The following is a 19,775-nucleotide window of genomic DNA, read 5'->3' as shown; positions in this document are numbered from 1 at the left end:
AAAAAAGAGCGGCTACACATTGCGGTAATGGATGAAAGAAGTGGGCGATGGGAAAAAGGGTCGCCGTGGATTTTACCTATGAGGAAGCGAAGCAGTCGGCAGACGCACAATACGAAAGAAAGCAGGTCATCTTGAATTACGCGCTTCGCTACTATTTGTTCGAACACTGCCCGCCGACCGAAAAAGGCGCCCTGACAGCAGAGCGCCAGCTTCAAGAGAAAGCGTGTTTGGACGTTCTTAACAGTTGAAGAGCGTCATTTACAAGACAGTAAGAAAAACGTAAACAAAATGACATTTCCTATTCATGATATGTTTGGATAATAAAAGAAACGAAAAGGAGGTTATCGCTCGATGATCAGAATGTCTGTGCTGCCGTTTATGCTGATGCTGTCATTCCTTTGCATGCCTGCCGGACAGGCGAAGGCTTTTTCCCTGCTTCCGCTGAAACCATTGTCTTACAGCTCCTCCGCTCCGCAAGATTATTACGAGGATGCGGAAGGAAAAACCGGGAAGGCGTTGAAACAGGCGCTTCACGATGCAATCGACGATCATACACAGCTTACGTACAGCCAAGTATGGGACGCGCTGAAAACGACCGATGAAGATCCGGCCAACCCAAACAACGTTCTTTTATTGTATTCCGGGGATTCCCGCTCCAAAAACGAAAGCGGGGGAAGTACGGGGGATTGGAACCGGGAGCACGTCTGGGCTAAATCGCACGGCGAATTTGGAACATCTAAAGGTCCCGGAACAGACCTGCACCATATCAGGCCGAGCGACGTACAAGTGAATTCAGCGCGGGGGAACCTTGACTTTGACGAAGGCGGCGCGGAGTATCGCGATGCCCCCGGAAATTATTATGACGGGGATTCATGGGAACCGAACAGCCGCGTGAAAGGCGATGTCGCCAGAATGATTTTTTATATGGACGTCCGCTATGAAGGCGATGACGGATATCCCAACCTTGAAATGAACGACAGGACGAACAACGGCTCTAATCCGTACCACGGCAAAATGGCCGTCCTGCTGAAATGGCATAAAGAAGACCCTGTTGATAACCTGGAAAGGAGAAGAAACGATATCATCTATGAGCGCTACCAGCATAACCGCAATCCGTTCATTGACCACCCGGAGTGGGCCGAAGCAATCTGGGGGCCAGGGGCGTAAAGCAGCATGCTTTGCGGAACAAACGAAGGCGCTTTTCCGGCGCCTTTTTTAGATGGACGCCTCTGTTTCGGGATCAAAAAAGACGGCATGCTCCATGCTGACGGACAGACAGATCACCTCTCCGGGGGCAAGGCTTCTTTCTCCGTCAAGCCTTGCAACGAACTGCGCTTCTCCGATTGCGGCGTGCAGAAATTGTTCAGGCCCCATATTTTCGCTTAACTCGACCTTCGCTTGAAAGCCTGTCCCGTCCGGTTGCCCTTCTTTTATATGTTCAGGCCGGATACCGAGAACCGCTTCCTTCCGGATGTAGCCTTTTCTTTTTAACCGACCGCTTTTTTCTTTCGGGATACGAAGACGAATTTCCGAATTGGCGAAAAACAACTCACCATTCTGCTCCTCGATGACTCCCTTTAGAAAATTGATGCCGGGCGAGCCGATAAAGCCTGCGACAAACTGATTGGCCGGATGGTGATAAATGTCGTGCGGAGTTGCCACCTGCTGGATTTCCCCGTTGTACATCACGACAATCCGGTCGCCCATCGTCATCGCTTCTGTCTGATCATGGGTAACATAGATGACCGTTGTTTCAAGCCGCTGATGGAGCTTGCTGATTTCCGTTCTCATTGCCGTTCTCAGTTTGGCATCCAAATTGGACAGGGGCTCATCCATTAAAAATACCTGGGGCTCGCGGACGATCGACCTGCCGAGCGCAACCCGTTGTCTCTGGCCGCCTGATAAGGCTTTCGGCTTCCTTTTTAGCAAATGGCCGATCTCCAGGATCTCAGCAGCCTCATTAACGCGCTTTTCGATTTGCTTTTTTGAAAACTTCCTCAGCTTCAGGCCGAACGCCATATTGTCAAACACGGTCATGTGCGGATACAGGGCATAATTTTGAAAGACCATCGCAATATCGCGGTCTTTCGGGTGCACGTCATTCATCAGCTCATCCCCGAGGTAAAGCTCTCCTTCTGTCAGCTTTTCCAATCCGGCCGTCATTCTGAGCGCCGTCGATTTTCCGCATCCGGAGGGACCGACGATGACGAGAAATTCTTTATCCTTTACTTCTAAATGAAAATCTTTTAAAGCGTAATGCTCTGGCCCGCATTTCTTATGGACGTGGCAAAACGTTAGTGAAGCCATGTATACCCTCTCCTTTTGCAGCAATTTTTACGTCTCTGTCATCAGCGAATTGTATTATAACGTAATAATACATTATAATATTGGTGAATACGTGAAGGAGGACGTTCATTTTGTTAAATAACGATAGTTCCAAACCTCTGTATGTTCAGCTCAAACAAATCATATCAGACGATATCAAGCGGGGCATCTATTCGCCGTCGGAAAAGCTGCCCGCTGAAAATGAACTTTGCGAAATCTATAATGTCAGCCGCATTACCGTCAGAAAAGCGATTTCCGATCTTGTCGAAGAAGGCTATCTAACACGGCAGCAAGGAAAAGGGACTTTCGTAAAAAGCCCGAAAATGAAACGGGAGCTGGTTGCCGTAAACGGCTATTCCGAATATATGATGTCAACCGGGAAAACTCCGAGGCATAAAGTCATTTCCGCTGAGAAAAAAGCAGCCCCCCGGCACATTGCGAAAAGGCTTCAATTACCGCCGGAAAGTCCTGTGCTCGAGCTGAAGCGGATTTTGTTCAACGATGACATGCCGTTCACATTTGATATCACGCACTATCCGCTCAGCCGGTTTCCCGATATCGACCGTTTCATCAGCGATTCCGTGTCCATGCACCACATCTTAAAAACCGAATATCAAGTAAGCCCTGCTTACAATACAAAGCTGTTAAACGTCGTCTTTGCCAAAGCGGAAGACAGCAAGCATTTGGCATGCGACATCGGGGATGCGCTGTTTGAAATTGATAAAGTCGCCTACGGCGCAGAAGACGACCCCATTTATTGCTCGTTGTTTCTGATGCATACGAACCGCGTCACATTCACGATCAACAGCTCTCAGGCATGATCCTTCAATGAAAAAGGGCGTCCGCAGCCGAAAGCCCCGTATGTCAGACATGTGTCTGCCGCGGCTTCGGCTGCTCTGCCAAGAGCCTTTTCCAGGCTGCTCCCGTTCATATAAGCCGTCAAAAAACCTGCGATAAAGGAATCCCCCGCCCCGAGCGTGTCAATCGCCTGCACCGGAACGACAGGCTGTTCGGCGATATCTCCTCCCCGGCGCAAAACAGCGCCCTCTTCTCCCCTTGTCACGCATACCGTCTCAGCGCCAAACCGGCTTGCGTCTTCAAGCAGGAGAAGGCATTCCTCCTTTGTCAAACCGCTCCCCGAGAAGAAAGCATATGTCAAATGAGGGCAAACCCGTTTCATGTACTCCCTGTCATGCGTTGTCGAAAAATCGAATGAAACGGCAGCAAGCCGGTAAAGTTCGGGAAGCGCGTGCTCGATCCGGCTGTACACGCTCGTGTGCACGACATCGTGGCGCGCGATGAAAGCGGCGTCTTCTGCGGTCAATATCAGACCGAGCTCAGACTGGATGCCGCCTTTGTTTGAACGGACGAACACCCTGTCGCCGTGTTCGTTCAGCTTGACGACGGCCATTCCGTTTTGTCCGTGTGCGCGCCGGATTCTGCTGATGTTGATTCCCTCCTGCTTCAAAACCTGTAATACATGATCTCCCGTTTCATCATTGCCAAGGATGCCGATATATGAAGCACGGGCCCCCGCCCGTTTTGAAAGAACGGCGACATTTAGCGCATTTCCTCCGGGATAGAACATATCCTGATCTTCGTAATAATCGACGACATTGTCACCAATCGCAAGCAACTGCACATCCATTCCTCCCTTAGCCTTTTACGCTTCCGCCGGCAATGCCGCGGACGAAATACTTTTGCATGAACAAAAACAGAATGACGATCGGTGCAGCTGAAATCGTCAGCCCGGCGAGCAGCACGCCCCAATCCGTCGAAAGAGCATCCCTGAATTGCATGAGTCCGGCAGGGATCGTCTTAAAGTTCTCATCATCAATAAAAATAATCGCAAACATAAATTCGTTCCATGTATGATAAGCCGTCAAAATACCCGATGTCAGCATGATCGGCAGACCCATCGGCAAGAAAATTTTTAAAAATACGCCGAAGCTTGTGCAGCCGTCAATATAAGCCGCTTCTTCAAGTTCTTTCGGGATCGACAAAAAATACGAACGAATCAAAATGACCGTAAACGGAATCCGGTACGCCGCATACGGCAATATCAGCGCCCAATACGTATTGTAGAGCCCGAGCGATTGAATGATCGAATAAAGGGGAACGATGCTGATCTGGGGCGTCAGCATCAGCCCGCCGAGACAAAGAATAAAAACCGCTGTTTTTCCTTTAAATTCAAACCTCGCGAGACCGTAGGCGGCCCATGCGCTGACAAATACGGTGATCACGCATGTCAAAAACGTCACGATGACGCTGTTCATAAAATAAGCCGATATCCCCTGATTCCAGGCGGCCGCATAATTTTCAAAATGCCATTCTTTCGGAAGGGACCAGCTGTGCTCAAAAATATCATCAGAGCTTTTCAGCGAGCTCATCACCATCCACAATAACGGATAGCTGACGGCTGCCGTATACAGCAGCAAATATAAGTATACCGCGGGCACTCCGGCATGCCGCTTTTTCCTCCGGCTTCCGGTCTTCACGCCCCTGTTCGGCGCAGCTTCAGGAACAAACGCCTCCGTTTTTTCTGACAGCATGATTTTTTAGTCCCCCTTTCCCGTTTTGAACAGCCTCATCTGGACGATGGAAAGGCTGAGCGTTATCAATAAAATCACGGTCGCAATCGCTGAGGCATAGCCCATCATGTCTTTTGAAAATGCCGCTTTATACAAAAACGTGCTTAGCACCTCTGAGGCATTTCCAGGGCCCCCGCCCGTCAAAATATACGGCTCGTTAAATACGGTAAAAGCACCCGTCAGCGTCATCACGACGGCGACAAATGACATCTCTTTCGTCCCCGGCACGGTGATCGCAAAAAACGTCCTGACTTTCCCTGCACCGTCAAGAAGCGCCGCTTCGTAAAGCTCGGACGGGATTTTCTGAATGGCCACAATATAAAGCATGGCGATATAGCCGACGGACTGCCATTGGGAAACGAAAATGACGGAAAGCATCGCGGTTTCTCTGTCACCGAGCCAGGCTCTCGTCCACTGATCGAGTCCGACGGCCTGCAAGAACTGATTCAGCAAACCAGTATCGGGATTATAGATGAAATCGAATAATAAAGCGATAACCGTCATGGAAATGACGACAGGAAGGAAAAAAACCGTTCTGAAAAAAGGAGAGCTCCTTCTCAGCAGCCGGTCCTCAAGGATGGCGGCCGTGATCAATCCGCCGCCTACTTGAAATACGATGGATACGGCGGCATACAGGGCATTGTTTTTCAGCGCTTGAAAAAATACCGGATCTTGAAACAGCTGGATGTAGTTGCCGAAACCGATGAACGCCTTTTGCGGCTCAAACGTGCTCCATTGAAAAAAGCTCAACACAATGTTTTGCAATATCGGAATATAGACAAACAAAAGAAACAGCAAAGCCGGAAACAAAAAGACAAAGGGTAGCCACCGACTCCGATTAACCAAGCATTTCACTCCATTCATTTAGATTTTGCCGCTTTTTGCACCTCTTTCATGACTTCCCCGGGCGTCATATCGCCCCCGAGCATCTTTTGAACGTTCATTAAATAAGCATCTGCGATTTCCGCGTCAACATCCATGTCAAACCATGCGACCATCCCCTTTGCCTTATTGAGGCTGCCGACGGCCTCGAGCTGGTTCGCATCTGCGTTGTCCTTATTGGCGGTCCCTTTCACAGGGCTGAACTTTCCGACGTCTTTCACCAGTTTTTCCCCCATTTTTTTTGACGTCAAAAACTTCAAAAACGCCATCGCTTCTTTCGGATGTTTTGTTTTCGATGAGATCATAAAGCCTTCCGGCGCTCCCGTTAACAGATCTGAGCTCCCTTTTTGCCCGGAAATTTCGGGAAATGAAAACAAGCCGAGATTGACGCTGCCATTGACAAGCTTAATTTCCGAAGTCTCCGCGTAGATCATTCCCGCCTTCCCGCTCTTAAACTGCTGTCTCACATATTCGTGGTCGACGGAATTTACATGTTTCGTAAAATAAGGCAGGAGCTCCTGCAATTTGGCCAGCGCATCGACATATCCTTGATCTGTGAAACTGGCATTTACCGTATGATAGTCTGTCTCTCTCGTTTTTTCATCGACAAGCCTCTGGTTCAGCGTTCCGATATAGTGGGATATCGCCCATGTCGCTTTTGCGCCGAATGCGATCGGTGTATAGCCGTTTTCTTTCAACACCTTTGATGCGTGAATGAGCTCGTCCCACGTTTTTGGAGGAGAAAGGTTCAGCTTTTTGAAAATGTCTTTGTTATAAAAAAATTCTTTGGAAGCCATCTGCCATGGGACGCCGTATCTCTTGCCCCCGGCGGAAAACGGCTCGATCTGTGATTGCAGGAGCCGCCCGGACCACTTCTGATCCTCTTCATAATATGAGGTGAGATCAAGCGCCCTGTCCCCTTGGATGATTTTTCTGGCGAATTCATCGCTCGAGGCAAAATAAATATCCGGAGGCTGGCTTGTCCCGAGCATGACTTTGATCTTATCCTTGTAAGAATCGTTCAGCACCGCTTCCGTTTGGATCGAAACATCGGGATGGCTGGCTTCATATTCTTTGACGGCTTCTTCGAAGAAGCTTTTTTCCGGCTCTTTCGGCCAGCGGTGAAACAGTTTTAAGGTGACCTTCCCCGACCCGGAGCCCGAACTTTGAAAACCCGAGCAGCCGCTTGCAAGCAGCATGGCAGCGACAGCGGCGATAACAAATACATACCTCTTTTTCAAATGAAAACCCCTCCTTTTGTACAGATAAGGCGGGACGGCACCCGCGGGGCCGCCACGCCGTTTAGGAAAATTCATGATGTTATATAATGTTATATCAATACTCAACTTTCCACATATACCGTCTTGTCGTCAGCGGATGGTTCCGCGCTTCAGCCAAAGCGTCGGCATACAGGCGCAAGACGCGGTTCAGCACGAGCGGGGCGAGATAGCCTTTTACGTCATCGCTGATTCCGTCAAAATCGTAAGCTTTGGCATCGAGAACCGTCAGCTTTTTGCCGTATCGTTTTGAGAAAGCGAGCGCCCGTTCTTCGAGCGGCCTCGTTTCATCCAAACCGAGCAGAATGATGAACGGCACCGACTCATCGATAATTTCAAACGGACCGTGAAAATATTCGCCTGCATGAATGGCCTGCGAATGAATCCATTGCATTTCCATGAGGATGCAGATGCTGTACGAATAAGCGACGCCATAGTTTGCACCGCTTGCCATCGTATAAATGACCTGCTCCTTCTGATGGGTTTCGGCAAATTGCCGCGCGTTTCCGTCTTCTTTTTCCAAAGCCTGTTCATAGACTGCCTGAAGCTTGTCCAACCCGTCGATCGCCTGTTCAAATTTCGGATGGTTTTCCAATACTTGCAGCACTCCGAAAACAATTTGGTATAAGACGCCGTAATTCGTATTGATCGCGAGGGCTTCTTCCCCCCAATCGTATTGAACGGCATACTCTGCCGCCTCAGCCAAAGGAGAATCCGGCTTAAACGTCATGGCGATCGTCAGCGCCCCTTTGCTTTTTGCAAAACTTGCGGCTTTTACGGTTTCCGGCGTGTTTCCGGAGTGAGAGCACAAAATGACGAGCGATTTTTCTCCGAGCTGGACGGGATTGCGCTGAATAAATTCGTTTGAGCTGTAGAGGTCGGAGCTGATCGCTTTTGACTCTCTGTCAAACACGTATTTGCTCGGATACATAATCGCGGAAGAACCGCCGCATGCGACAAAGAAGACGTGATCGACCGTTTTTCCTTTCAAATCGTGCAAAAAAGCTTGAACTTTCGGGTTTACTTTTGCCGTTGCCTGACTGCTCAATTCCTTCACTCCTATTCTTATATTATATAACGTTATATAACATTATATATTGTTATATTAGCGGCGCAGAAATGCACCTGTCAATATAGTTTTCTGAAATTTTAAAAAATAAATAAAAAGCACTGTATGTAGTGCCTTTTCTTCAAATCTCCGATTTTTTCGCCAAAACCGATTTTACCGCTTGTTCGATTTCCTTATATCCGGTGCATCTGCAAATGTTCGAATCGAGCCACTCTCTGATCGTTTCGTCATCTGCCTCAGGATGGGTTTCCGCGAGCAAATGGCAATTCATGATAAACCCCGGTGTGCAATAGCCGCATTGAAAAGCGAAATGACGTACAAACGCCTGCTGAATGGGCGCCCCCTCCAAGCCCTCGACCGTGACGATTGTTTTGCCGGTGCATTCGGCCGCAAGCATGAGACACGACTTCATCGGCCGTCCGTCGAGTGAGACCGTGCAGGCCCCGCAGTCTCCGTTCAAGCAGCCCGGCTTTGACCCGGTTAATCCGAGTCTTTCTCTGAGAACGTATAAAAGGGTGTCGGCATGCCTGATCATGACCTCTCTTTCCTCTCCGTTTATGTGAAGCGTGATATCAGTTCTTTTCCCATTTGTCATATTCATCACCTTTTAATATGCTGAAAATATCAAACAGCGTATGTTTGATTACGAATTTGCGATACTCAGCAGACCCTTCGGTATCATCCAAAACCGGTTCGGGCAAATGGCGGATCGCCTGCTGAACCCTGTCTTCAACCGGCATATTCGGATCATTTAAAGCCGCTTCAACCTGCTTTGACCGAAAAGGAAACGGACTAACGCCGCTGAATGCGACGCGGACCCGGTCATCCACCCGAATGGCTGAAGCGGTTACTAAAGGATAGCCCGTTTCCCATTGCTGACGCACTTTGATGCTGGCATACGGCAGGTTGATATACCGTTTTTCGGTCAGGAGAAAAACGAGCAATTCCCCTTTTTTCAGCTGCAGCTCTTTGTTGAACACCTCATGAATCGGATAGACGTTCATCCCGTCCCCGCCCAATGTCATGATTTTGCTGTCAGTTAACAAAAACGGCAAAACGGCTTCACGGTAAAAAATCCGCCCGCAAATGTTGCCGCCCAGCGTAATTTTGTTGCGCGCGGTGCGATCTGCGACTTCCCTCGCGGCTTTGCCCAACAAAGGAAAAACGCCGCTTTCCGCAACTTCCGTCAACGTCAGGGCAGCGCCTAGCACAAGGTGGTTCTGCTCATATTGCATGGCCCTGCATTCGGGTATTTCTTTAATATCGATGACCGCCTTCGTATGCATCAAGTCTAAACGGCCGAGCGTGATGTGCTCCGTGCCTCCCGAGAAATAGGAAGGCTGCTTCTCCTCCCTGTCAAGTCTTTGAAACAGCCGGGCCGCTTCCTCTGCCGATTCAGGCCGGTAATATTCAAAATCAAACGGAATCATGTTTGCCCTCCTTCATCTTCCAAATCAGCTCCGGAATGAGAGGCAGCTCATTTAAGGGAACGCCCGCAGCTATCGTCAAACTATTCGCCAAAGCCGCCGGCATGCCGAGGATTCCGTGTTCTCCGACTCCCCTCGCCCCATACGGTGCGTCAAGCTGAGGCGTCTCAACAAAATCAACGACATATTCCGGATGCTCGCCATAGCGAATCGGCCTGTATGTTCTGAGCTGATGATTTAACACCCTTCCAAACCCGTCAAACCAAAACGTTTCCCGTCCGGCGAACGAAAGCCCCATGCTCATCGCACCCATAACCTGGCCTCTCGCCATTTTTTCATTTAAGACTCTACCGATGTCAACTACGGTTACCGCTTTTAAAATACGGTACCTATAAGTTCTTTTATCAAATTCAACCTCCACTCCGTGGGCAGTGACCGTCCATTCGGGCCCCGGTTTCCCGGCCCCTGTTTCAGGATCCAGAAGCGTTAAATGCCTCAGCATGTAATTGCCGCGCCCGATGATCTGTCCGCCGACAGAATTGCCGTTCGGATATTGATAACCGTATACAATATCTTTAAAATTCAGGCCTATTTTCGGATCATCCCTTAAAAACACCCGGCCGTATGCAACCTCGATATCCGACTGCGGCGCTCTTAATGCACATGCGGCTCTTTCTTTTGGCGGATGACGTCATCTGCCGCTTCCAAGAGCGCCCTGCCCGCCATAAACGTTCCCCGGCTGGCGACCGTTTTCCAATGCTCGGGCGTCGTCTGTGTATCGACTTCCATTCGGACATAAATTCGACTCGGGTCCATTTTTAAGCGTTCAGCCAAAAGCTGCGTCAATATCGTTTTTGTTCCCGTTCCGATTTCCACAATTCCCGACATGATATTGACGCTGCCGTCAGGATTAAATGTCAGGACAACGCCTGAACTGGCATTCAGATCAATCGTTGACGTTTTCCAGCCGCAGCTGATCCCTTTTGCCCTGACCTTGTGCCCCTCCAATTCGATTCTCTCGCCTTCTTTCCAGTTCATCAATTCTTTCAGGCGGTCAAGGCATTTCGGCAGATTTCCGACGTTGCTCGGATTCAGCAGCACGCGGGTAGGCGTCGTATCTCCGGGAAGAATCGCATTTTTTCGGCGAAACTCCAAAACGTCCATCCCGAGCTTCCGCGCCAAAATATCCATCGTCCGTTCGAGCGCAAACAGCAGCTCTGAATGGCTGAAACCCCTAAAAGGCCCTGCATACGGATGGTTCGTATACACGCACAATGAATCGCACCACAAATTGTCGATCCTGTACGGTCCTGTACAATCGACTGCTGCCGCCCGGCTTAAATCGGGCGACTTATCGGCATACGCCCCGCCGTCGAATAAATAAAGCAATTCTGCCGCTGTTATGATTCCGTCCCTTGAGCAGCCGAGCTTGATTTTTGCATCCAGTCCGATATGGCAAGGCGACGTCAAGATATCCTCTTCCCTCGTGTTCAGCAGCTTCACAAGGCGGCCGCCAACCGCTTTTGATGCTAAATAGGTGAGAAATTCCTGCTGAACGGATGCCTTTCCGCCGTATGCGCCCCCTACAAGAGGAGTGTGAACGATCACTTTCCCGACTTCTTCGCCAAAATATAAACTGATTAATTTTTTTATCATATACGGCGCCTGGGAAGACGACCAAATCACGACCGTCCCATCCGTACGGATCTCACATAATGAACACCTCGTTTCCATCGCCGCATGGTCTGAAGGAGAAAACGAAAAAGACGCTTCTGCCGTCACATCGCTTTCAGCCCAGCCTTTTTCTATATTCCCTTTTCGGATTTTTGTCCGGTTGGCGATATTTGTGCCGGGTTCAGGGTACACGTTGACCTGCAATTGATATTGTTCGACGTTTTCATGAACGAGCGGTGCATTTCTCAAAAGCGCCTGAGTAGGAGAGTTGACGACGGGAAGAGGCTGATATGACACCTTGATCATGTCCGCCGCCCGCTTGGCCTGTGCGGGAGTATCTGCGACAACAACGGCTACGGGCTCCCCGTGATACCTGACCTTATCAGCCGCAATCGGAGGACGGTCACGGATTTCTTCCCCGACGAGCGGGTAACGGCCGCCTGTCAGAACGGAGCGCACTCCGGACATCCTCCGGGCGGCGGAAGTGTCAATCGCCTTGATCCTGGCATGTCCGTACGGGCTGATCACGGTGCGGGCATAAAGCATGCCGGGTGACGCAATATCGCCTGTATAATTCGCTTTACCGCTCACCTTTTGCATGGCATCTTTGCGCAGAACACTTTTGCCTATGACTGTCACTAACGCCCCTCCTCCTCATTCATTTTTGCAGCATGGCAGCGAGCAAGATCATAATCCGCAGGTGTATCGACATCCATAAAGTACAGGGGATTGCTGTATGATTTAAGCTTCCCTGCGTTCCGGCCCTTGTTCCTGATGATTTGCCGGGCCCCTTCATCACCGCGGAGCTTCATCAGCACAGGGAACACTTTCTTTGAAAAGAGGACAGGAGGCCTCGGAATATCTTCATAGCACGACGCAACAAAGTATAAAAACGGCTTTTTGCGGAATAAAGAGAGCAGCTCATCGATCACATCCCCCGTAATGAACGGCTGGTCAGCAAGCAGAATCATCGCCCCATCGGCATCAAAAGCTTCGGCCCTTTGCAAACCGCACCGCAAAGAGCCGGCTTGCCCCTCACTATGATGCCGGCACGGAACATGGCTCCACTTTTCGGCATACGGCCTTAAGAAAAAGGACGGGCTGAGCCATGCCAAAGGGTCGCCCGGTTTTGTGACAACGAAAATGTGGTCCAATTTTGAATGCAGGGCTGCTTTTAAAGCATTGCTTCCGAGACACTCTCCTCCAAACGGCAATAAAAGCTTGTCGCGGTCCATCCGTTCGCTTGTGCCGGCAGCCAAATAAACGCCCGCAATTTTCGCTTTTCTCATCCCTTCGCGGCTTCCTGAATGAGTTCCCCGGCAATGCTGATCGCGATTTCCTGCGGTCCGCGGGCGCCGATGGGCAGCCCGACCGGTGAATGAAGCCACTCCGGAATTTCCTCTGTCTGCAGAAGCCGCGCCGTTCTTTTCTGCGGTCCTAAAATCCCGGCATAACGCAAAGGACGCTTCTTCAAAAGGGAAAGAATCTCTTGATCCCTTTGAAAATGGTGAGTCATGATAACGACATAATCATCGCTGTTCAAATCGAGCTTTGGCACGATGTCTTCAGGAAAACCGACGGCCAATGCGTCTGCTGAAGGAAAATACTCCGCCCGGCAAAATGCCGGCCTCCAATCGCATACGGTAACAGAAAAGCCGATTTCCGCAGCAAATGAAACGAGCGGCCTTGCATCAGGCCCCGCCCCGAAAACGATGAGGCGCGGTTTCGGCCGGTATAAATGGAAATAGGTGCACATCGGCGCATCTCCGACTAGCTGGATTCCGCTTGCCCTTTTATTTTCCGGCATTTTGATCTGATGTTCGTCAATATTTCCAAACGTCTGACCAGTCGCTGTAAAAAAACCGTATCCCGTCTGTTTGAAATCATTTGTTAATTCCTTCACATGCTGGACGGGTATCCCGCTGTCGAGAAACTCCTTCATAATTCCAAGGTACTTTTTCAGCTTGTCATCAACCGGTTCCAGCAAAATATACAGCACGCCGCGGCAGCACGCCCCCTGCCCCCATGTCAGATCGTCTTCAGCTTTCATATCATATGTAAAGGTATCGGCTTCTCCCTTATTTAGCACGTTGACCGCCCGCAACGCAAGGTCGTCCTCGAGGCATCCGGCACTCAGCATCCCGATCCGGGTGCCGTCTTCCTGAAAAAGCATCACGGTTCCTTCTTTTAAATACGCGGATCCTTCCACATGGATGATCGTTGCAAGGACGCTTTTCCGGGCTGATCCCTGTATCGCTTTAAGGATGCTGTGAATGCTTTCCATGAAGGCACCTCCCGAGTATGTACTGCATTCTTTTCATTTATATTGGCTGAACCTGTGTTTTAAAACTTTATTTTCATAGAAAAAGAAAAACGTTCACTCCTTTTAATGAGTGAACGCTTTTGATCATGCTATTCGAGCGCGCCGGCCGGGTCATACAAACTGATATCGATCTCCACTTGCTCCTCGAGGGCGAGCTTTGCCAGCTCAGCTCCCAAAAACGGTCCTGACGTCAGCCCTGAAGCGCCAAGCCCGTTGGCGACCAGTAAACCTTCCATCCCCGGCAGGGAACCGATCACCGGAAGGAATCCAGGGGTGAACGGCCTGAAGCCGACCCGCGCTTCAAGCATTTCCCCGTGTTCGAGACCCGGGGCTACAGACAGCGCCTTTGCAAAAATTTCGTGGAGCCCTCCGGCTGTTACCCTGCAGTCGCCAAGTTTAGGATCATTTTCATGGGTCGCTCCGGCGACAACCCTCCCGTCTTCAAACGAAAGGATATACTGGTCATTCGGCGGCATCACGACCGGCCAGCTTCCCGTATCAAAGCCGGACAAACGGAGATGAACGATTTGCGCCTTTTGATGCGTGACCAGAAAACTGACGCCAAGCGGGTTCAGCAGTTCATTGGCCCAGGCGCCTGCTGTGATAAGCACCTGATCGGCGTATACCTTTCTTTCATCAGCTTTAATCCCTGTGACACGACCGCTTTCATACAGCAGTTCGGCATGTCCCTCGATCACGGAGGCTCCGTGTTTTTTTGCCGCGTTCACAAGCGCACGCCGCAGCGCTTTTCCATTCACCCGCGCCGCCCCGCTGATATGTACCGAACCGTACCCTTCCGCCAAAGGCGGAAATAAGCGTTTTGTTTCGTCAGGCGTCAAGCGGGTGATCTCGCCGATTTCCGGCGCATCCTGACGCCTTTTATGCGCCCGCTCGGCCATCTGCTCCAATTTCCGCTCGTCTGTATGGAGGCTGATCGCGCCTGTTCGTTTGTATCCCGTATCCGTTTCGCCATCGTCTTCCAATTGTTTAATTAAATCCGCATAGTATTTCGCCCCGCCTTTGGCCAGCTTGTACCACGCCTGATTCCGGCGCTGCGACAGCCAGGGGCAGACGATCCCCGCCGCGGCGTCCGTTGCCCGTCCCTGATCGCGGCGGTCAATCAAAGTCACATCGGCACCCTCTTTTGCGAGGTGATACGCGGCGGATGCACCGAGTATTCCTGCGCCGACAACGATCAATTTCTTCATCTTTAAAACACCTTTTTCATTTCTGATTATTATACAAATATACCGGATAAAAGCGGCTGAATACAACCCGGACGTTAACCGGCGGCCACCGAAATCACCCCCAGCACCATTAAAACCGCGGCGATGACGCGCACTCTCCCAAAGCCTTCAGAAAGCAGCACAGATCCCATAATCGTTCCGATTAAAATACTGATCTCGCGGATCGGGGCGACTTGACTGACAGGAGCAAAAACCATCACGCTCAAAGCTAAAATATACGCGCCAATGAATTAAAAATTCCCACTCCGGCCGCTTCCAGCCGATGATTCTTCCATTCAGACCGGACGCCATTCCAATTCTTCACCGCATAAGGCGTCAAGATGATCAGCCGGCCGATCGTATTAAAATAATCCAACAGCAGCGGCGGAATGAGAAAATGGCTGACCGCTGCTTTATCAAGGATCGTATAGCCTGCGATGATTGCCCCGACGGCCAATCCGTAAAGGATCGGGATGAGCGCCCCCGCCTCCTTTAACTTTTTCATTCCTCCCGTAAAAAAGAGAATGCTCGTCACAATCAAAAGAATGCCTATGAGCGTAACATGTGTCATTTTCTCATGAAAGATGATCACCGCCAGCACACACGTAAGAAGCGGTCCTGTGCCTCTTGCGATCGGGTAAACCAGGGATAGATCACCGATACTGTACCCCTTTTGGAGGACGAGAAAAAACGCCAGATGACTAAACACGCTCGCCATGATCAAAACCGTTTGCCACATTCCGATTTCAGGTTTTTCATATAAGATGACCCCTATCGCCAAAGGACTGTAAAAAACGGCTGCGATGGCAGTAAACAGCCATATAAACGGAACCCCGCCATCGGCTTTTTTAGAAAGGTAGTTCCAAGAAGCGTGGATGAAGGCTGATAATAATAACAAGGATAGCCCAACTGCCGTCATGAAACACTCCCCCTAATCCGGTTTCATTCGGTATACTCTCTTTTTAAAATAGACATGAAGCGAATCGTATCCATCTCCATTTTTGATACATTCTCTAAAATGTCCCTTCCAGCACAAAGCCCTGCTTTTGATAAAGATGGAGTGCGCGTACATTGTCTTCTTTGACATCAAGCCATAAACGATTGGCGTTGTACACACGAAATGCCCAATTCTTTATGATTCTGAATGCTTCTTTTCCATAGCCCATGCCTTTTTTGGCAATCGTAATTCTTCGCAATTCAAGGCTCTTATTCGGGTTTTTTAGACCGGCGATGATCATATATCCGACCGGTTCATGACTCAATCGCTCTTAATGATAAGGTGCAGGATGTCTTTGTCCTCTAACGCCTTTTTATGTATATCGATAGACCAGGGAATAATGAAACGGGCATTTTCCTGATCAGCTTCCAGCCGGCATACAAACTCCAAGTCGTTTACAGTTGAATACCGCAAGTTGATGATTTTCGAATCGTCCAACATGTGAATCACCTCCATGATGTTATGGAACAAACTCTTCATTTATTGTAGCATTTTTACATTTTGATTTTGCTGGTATTCTTTACTCACAATATAGAAAAAGTTCGGTGGGCGGAAAACATGAAGCAAATTCAACTGCGGCATGAAAGCGATAAGTGGGTAAAGAGGGTTACGGATATAGTTTACAAGGAGTTTGTCGCAGCTTCCGGCAGCGAGTGCTGATGTATTGTCTTTCTTTTCGAATGCCCATTCAGAAACGCTCCCGGTCACATTTATTGCGATCATTGATGACGAATGCGCGGGAACGGTTTCGGCATTTGAACATGACTGCAAAGAACGGCCCGAGTACAAGCCCTGGCTGGCATCGCTTTTTGTCGAACCGGCCTGCCGCAGCCTGGGCATCGGCCACACATTAATAGAAGCGCTGCTGTCCTGCTTATATCGACGTGTATTTGAAGACCGAGCATGCATCGGATTATTCAAAAAGAGGGGCTGGATTTTCGCATGAGTGCGGATGTCGATATATTTAAAAATACATGCTTGTATAAAAAAAAGACGTGAACTGAAGTCACGTCTTTTTTAATTTAACCGATAGACCCTTCCATCTCGAACTTGATTATTTTTGAACATCTTGCTATATCATAACCCGTTCTAAACATTGATTTTACGGGGTTTCTTATTTTTTTTAATCACTTAAAATCATACTTTATCATGATTTCGTGGGTGTTCTGTGGGTGACCCACACCCTTTCTTTTAGTTATACTATATCTATCATTACAGAAAAGGAGAGTCCATAAATGAGCATTAATAAAACCCGTGGTTTTCTGTATATGATTGCTCGTATTTTAGGCGATATTGATGCTGCTCGAAAAGGAAAATTAGGAAAACGTGTAGTAAGAAGAGCTGCCGGAAAAACAACCGGCAAAATATTAGGAAAGCTATTCAAGTAAAATTATGTAGAAAATCCCCCTCAATTGTTTTAAAATGTAAATGTTCATTATAAAACATAGAGGGGGCCTTTTTCTATATGAAAAAATTCACATTTTTATTTTTTGCTCTTCTTTTATGCTTTGCTCTTTCAGCATGTGGAGGCAATTCAACAAATGCAAATTCAAAAGAGCAAGAAAAAGATACAAAAGCCACAGAGAGTGAAAACGATAATTCCAATAACAACACTCAAGAAGAGAGTAGCAAAAAGACATTAAATAAAGTTGGTGACAGTTTATACGACCCTAATACCGGGACAGTCACATTAAATGCCATGAAAGATATCAGCAATAAAAAACTGATCATTGGTGATCTAAAGGTGAATTTTCTCAATGCCAAGGTGATTACTGTCACAAATCTTTCTGACGCTTTTAAAGCAGAGTTAAAAGAAAATTTTGGTGGTGAACCAAAGGAATTTACATATGCTCAAATTCTTTATAAAACTGAAAACACCGGAAATGATGAAATTTCATGGAGTGGATTTCAAACAGCTGTAACGAGTGATGGTCGGCAAATGGATTTAGATTTTAATTTAAGTTTTGGCATTCCTAATCCATCTTCAATAGATATGATGTCAAATTCTAAAATGGATGACAATATGGTTTGGGTGCCTGTAAAAAAGGATGTGAAGAGCGTTAGGCTAAAAGCTGATGATGTTTTAAAACGAGATAACTCTAAAAAGGACTTTATTGTTTATGGTAAAGAAATAAAAATTGACCTTTAAATAAGCCCTTCTCTTCGGAGAGGGCTTTACTTTTAATGGGTTATTTTTCTTGTTGAGAACAGAACAAATGTTCTTATATAATCATCTCAAAGGAGATGAAACACCGTGAGAGATGACAACCTTAAAGATCGAGGCACAATCAAATGGACGGCAATGATGCTGCCCGAGCATGTCAGTTTGCTTCGAGAGTTAGAAAGCACCCATAACAGAGTGAAAAGGCCGGTACTTGACATGACCCAAATTGAAGACATGGAACGGATCATATGTGAGGCGATGGAGTATAATACCCCGGTGCAGTTCGCTGTATTTAAACCGCTCCCGTTTTTGAATGGAGCAGACACCGGGGAGATCATTTATATAGAAGGAAAAATCCATTACATAAATCAGATACGGAAGGTTTTTCATGTCATGGATTCGAAAGGAGACACCAACCTCATTAAATTTGAGGATGTCGTCGGCGTGGTAATGAAATAAGCCCTTTAAGAAGGGCTTTACTCATAAAAAACTACTTATTCTGGTTCTAATTCTTCTTTCCTCAACGTCCAAAGAATGAATTGCATGAAATGGAGAGTATAAAAAGGTCCCTTTAAAGGACCTCAGCAGCTAATTAGTTGTTTTCTTTTTTTTACTTCAAATTTAAATCTGTCGTTTATTGCTGTATTAATTTGCTTAGTAGTATCAATAAACTTTAGATGTCCTTTGACAAAGTCAAATCCATATTTATCAAGCAAATCAATAAGAGCTGTATTTACAAAAGATGAAGTAACGCCACTAATTCCTGAAAAAGAAAGATTCACTTCTTCTCCACGACTGAACTTTTGATCAATAATATCAAAAATTATTTGTCCATCTTCATTGGAGTAACAACGTTCTACGTGGTCAATAACTTTGATTACAGATCCCATTCGAACTCCTCCTTATCATTAATCTCTTCTTCAAAGTTCCTTGTATCAAGGACAATTTCAATGAATGTGCCAGGATAATAACTATTTCCCTGTTTAGATTTTATCCAAACTTCATTGGAATTATTCTGCTTACATGTTAATATACCATGTAATGATTGAATGTGAACCTTTCCACCGTAATTTCCCACAACATTTTTTACGAGGGTCGACAAACCTACCCCTCTGTTTTGTGGGGTTGACTTTGAAGAATAGCCTTCTTCAACAGCTTTTTCTATAGCCTCTGTATCAGTTAGAAAAGGATCAACTTTTCTGATGGTGTTTGGAATGCCTATACCAAAATCAGAAATAGATATTTGAATTTCATTAATCCTTGGATAATGCTGGGCGAATATACAACCGATATTTTCTTCAGCATGATCATTAATGTTATTGAAAATCTCCCCAAAACACATTTTGATTGTATCAAGAGATGATTGGCTAAGACACATTTCTTTCGATAACCAAGGAATGAAGGTCGAACCCAACCACTGATAACTGCCACTATATGTTACATTCTGCAATTCTAAAGTTGTTTTCCGTACCCTTGAATTATTATACAATGTCTTTCTAAGATAGCGATTAAAGAACATTGAATCATCCAAATATTTAAGGCCACTGTCCCTACCAATAGGTACTTTTTTAGGAGTCTTTAATTTCACTCTTACGTCTCTCGCCTTTAACCATTCAAAAAGATTACTTAAAATGGTAACACCACTCGGTTCTATATAGTCTAGGCTACAAAAGTCAAATGTGATTTCTTGATCTTTAGGAAAAAAATCTTTTGTAATAACCTTGTCAATCAGTCCCCCCATCGTATCCTTGGTGAAACGATAGGGTAATTTTACATTAAGCAAAAACATCGCACCCTCTTCATATAATATGAAGTATTTT

At 47.5% G+C, this 19,775-nt stretch carries 24 protein-coding genes and 1 pseudogene; 7 read left to right on the top strand and 18 right to left on the bottom strand.

All coding sequences use genetic code 11. The features are described 5' to 3' along the window. Positions 1 to 47: 47 nt before the first annotated feature. Positions 48 to 248 (top strand): hypothetical protein, encoded by a 201-nt coding sequence (locus MHB78_RS05490; protein ID WP_052948506.1) that lies wholly within the window; start codon positions 48 to 50, stop codon positions 246 to 248. A gap of 103 nt (positions 249 to 351) precedes the next feature. Beyond that, the gene (locus MHB78_RS05485) at positions 352 to 1,167 is read left to right on the top strand and encodes an endonuclease (RefSeq protein ID WP_046130178.1); all 816 of its coding nucleotides are present in this window, start codon (positions 352 to 354) and stop codon (positions 1,165 to 1,167) included. Between the two features lie 48 nt (positions 1,168 to 1,215). Here the strand turns inward: MHB78_RS05485 and ugpC are convergent, their stop codons facing one another. Then, positions 1,216 to 2,307 (bottom strand): sn-glycerol-3-phosphate ABC transporter ATP-binding protein UgpC, encoded by a 1,092-nt coding sequence (ugpC, locus tag MHB78_RS05480; protein ID WP_046130179.1) that lies wholly within the window; start codon positions 2,305 to 2,307, stop codon positions 1,216 to 1,218. A gap of 110 nt (positions 2,308 to 2,417) precedes the next feature. On the opposite strand from ugpC, the gene MHB78_RS05475 reads away from it, so the two are divergent. Continuing rightward, complete coding sequence (locus tag MHB78_RS05475) at positions 2,418 to 3,146, top strand: GntR family transcriptional regulator (protein WP_046130180.1); 729 nt, start codon at positions 2,418 to 2,420, stop codon at positions 3,144 to 3,146. Here the strand turns inward: MHB78_RS05475 and MHB78_RS05470 are convergent. From MHB78_RS05470 to MHB78_RS05400, 15 genes and pseudogenes are all read right to left on the bottom strand, one after another. Next, a complete protein-coding gene (locus tag MHB78_RS05470; RefSeq protein WP_046130181.1) occupies positions 3,137 to 3,967 on the bottom strand; it encodes a PfkB family carbohydrate kinase in 831 nt (276 codons plus the stop codon). The two genes, MHB78_RS05475 and MHB78_RS05470, sit on opposite strands and share 10 nt — an antisense overlap. A 13-nt stretch (positions 3,968 to 3,980) precedes the next feature. Beyond that, positions 3,981 to 4,880 carry a carbohydrate ABC transporter permease gene (locus MHB78_RS05465; protein ID WP_099047074.1) on the bottom strand — a complete coding sequence of 300 codons (900 nt, stop codon included), beginning with the start codon at positions 4,878 to 4,880 and terminating at the stop codon, positions 3,981 to 3,983. Between the two features lie 3 nt (positions 4,881 to 4,883). Then, positions 4,884 to 5,762 carry a sugar ABC transporter permease gene (locus MHB78_RS05460; RefSeq protein WP_046130183.1) on the bottom strand — a complete coding sequence of 293 codons (879 nt, stop codon included), beginning with the start codon at positions 5,760 to 5,762 and terminating at the stop codon, positions 4,884 to 4,886. A gap of 14 nt (positions 5,763 to 5,776) precedes the next feature. Then, complete coding sequence (locus MHB78_RS05455) at positions 5,777 to 7,039, bottom strand: extracellular solute-binding protein (RefSeq protein ID WP_046130184.1); 1,263 nt, start codon at positions 7,037 to 7,039, stop codon at positions 5,777 to 5,779. A 94-nt stretch (positions 7,040 to 7,133) separates the two neighbouring features. Further along, positions 7,134 to 8,123, bottom strand: coding sequence for an SIS domain-containing protein (locus MHB78_RS05450; protein ID WP_201775903.1), 990 nt, complete (start codon positions 8,121 to 8,123; stop codon positions 7,134 to 7,136). 142 nt (positions 8,124 to 8,265) lie between these two features. Further along, positions 8,266 to 8,739: a (2Fe-2S)-binding protein gene (locus MHB78_RS05445; RefSeq protein WP_046130186.1), complete on the bottom strand. Its 474-nt coding sequence runs from the start codon at positions 8,737 to 8,739 to the stop codon at positions 8,266 to 8,268. Next, positions 8,717 to 9,574: an FAD binding domain-containing protein gene (locus MHB78_RS05440; RefSeq protein ID WP_046130187.1), complete on the bottom strand. Its 858-nt coding sequence runs from the start codon at positions 9,572 to 9,574 to the stop codon at positions 8,717 to 8,719. The genes MHB78_RS05445 and MHB78_RS05440 overlap by 23 nt, the downstream gene beginning before the upstream one ends. Beyond that, positions 9,561 to 11,845 (bottom strand): annotated as a pseudogene (locus MHB78_RS05435) (xanthine dehydrogenase family protein molybdopterin-binding subunit). Before MHB78_RS05435 ends, MHB78_RS05440 begins: the two are co-directional and overlap by 14 nt. Positions 11,846 to 11,883: 38 nt before the next feature. Beyond that, positions 11,884 to 12,534 (bottom strand): NTP transferase domain-containing protein, encoded by a 651-nt coding sequence (locus MHB78_RS05430; protein WP_046130188.1) that lies wholly within the window; start codon positions 12,532 to 12,534, stop codon positions 11,884 to 11,886. Continuing rightward, positions 12,531 to 13,529, bottom strand: a complete 999-nt coding sequence (locus MHB78_RS05425) for an XdhC/CoxI family protein (protein ID WP_046130189.1) — start codon at positions 13,527 to 13,529, stop codon at positions 12,531 to 12,533. Before MHB78_RS05425 ends, MHB78_RS05430 begins: the two co-directional genes overlap by 4 nt. Positions 13,530 to 13,657: 128 nt before the next feature. After that, complete coding sequence (locus MHB78_RS05420) at positions 13,658 to 14,776, bottom strand: FAD-binding oxidoreductase (RefSeq protein ID WP_046130190.1); 1,119 nt, start codon at positions 14,774 to 14,776, stop codon at positions 13,658 to 13,660. A 74-nt stretch (positions 14,777 to 14,850) separates the two neighbouring features. Continuing rightward, on the bottom strand, positions 14,851 to 15,021 hold the full coding sequence (locus MHB78_RS05415) for a hypothetical protein (protein WP_231947386.1): 171 nt from the start codon (positions 15,019 to 15,021) through the stop codon (positions 14,851 to 14,853). A 2-nt stretch (positions 15,022 to 15,023) separates the two neighbouring features. Then, positions 15,024 to 15,713: an EamA family transporter gene (locus MHB78_RS05410; protein WP_231947387.1), complete on the bottom strand. Its 690-nt coding sequence runs from the start codon at positions 15,711 to 15,713 to the stop codon at positions 15,024 to 15,026. A gap of 94 nt (positions 15,714 to 15,807) precedes the next feature. Then, on the bottom strand, positions 15,808 to 16,056 hold the full coding sequence (locus tag MHB78_RS05405) for a GNAT family N-acetyltransferase (RefSeq protein WP_231947388.1): 249 nt from the start codon (positions 16,054 to 16,056) through the stop codon (positions 15,808 to 15,810). Beyond that, positions 16,053 to 16,232, bottom strand: coding sequence for a hypothetical protein (locus MHB78_RS05400; RefSeq protein ID WP_231947389.1), 180 nt, complete (start codon positions 16,230 to 16,232; stop codon positions 16,053 to 16,055). Before MHB78_RS05400 ends, MHB78_RS05405 begins: the two co-directional genes overlap by 4 nt. 190 nt (positions 16,233 to 16,422) lie before the next feature. Between MHB78_RS05400 and MHB78_RS05395 the strand changes: the two genes are divergently transcribed. The 4 genes from MHB78_RS05395 (at position 16,423) to MHB78_RS05380 (ending at position 18,414) form a co-directional block, all read left to right on the top strand. After that, entirely contained in the window at positions 16,423 to 16,737 is a 315-nt protein-coding gene (locus MHB78_RS05395) for a GNAT family N-acetyltransferase (RefSeq protein WP_052948507.1), read from the top strand. Positions 16,738 to 17,026: 289 nt separating this feature from the next. Beyond that, positions 17,027 to 17,179, top strand: a complete 153-nt coding sequence (locus MHB78_RS05390) for a hypothetical protein (protein WP_048407004.1) — start codon at positions 17,027 to 17,029, stop codon at positions 17,177 to 17,179. Positions 17,180 to 17,256: 77 nt separating this feature from the next. After that, the gene (locus MHB78_RS05385) at positions 17,257 to 17,940 is read left to right on the top strand and encodes a hypothetical protein (RefSeq protein WP_128748204.1); all 684 of its coding nucleotides are present in this window, start codon (positions 17,257 to 17,259) and stop codon (positions 17,938 to 17,940) included. Positions 17,941 to 18,093: 153 nt separating this feature from the next. Beyond that, entirely contained in the window at positions 18,094 to 18,414 is a 321-nt protein-coding gene (locus MHB78_RS05380) for a YolD-like family protein (protein WP_128748412.1), read from the top strand. Positions 18,415 to 18,536: 122 nt separating this feature from the next. On the opposite strand, the gene MHB78_RS05375 is transcribed toward MHB78_RS05380, so the two are convergent. After that, on the bottom strand, positions 18,537 to 18,845 hold the full coding sequence (locus MHB78_RS05375) for an STAS-like domain-containing protein (protein ID WP_128748206.1): 309 nt from the start codon (positions 18,843 to 18,845) through the stop codon (positions 18,537 to 18,539). After that, a complete protein-coding gene (locus tag MHB78_RS05370) occupies positions 18,833 to 19,738 on the bottom strand; it encodes an ATP-binding protein (protein ID WP_241657033.1) in 906 nt (301 codons plus the stop codon). The genes MHB78_RS05375 and MHB78_RS05370 overlap by 13 nt, the downstream gene beginning before the upstream one ends. Positions 19,739 to 19,775: the final 37 nt, after the last annotated feature.

Origin of the sequence: Bacillus sp. FSL K6-0138, assembly GCF_037982765.1 — a bacterium.
Taxonomy (GTDB): Bacteria; Bacillota; Bacilli; order Bacillales; family Bacillaceae; genus Bacillus; species Bacillus glycinifermentans.
Note: the sequence above shows the minus strand (reverse complement) of the source record. Positions and strands in the feature narration are given on the sequence as shown.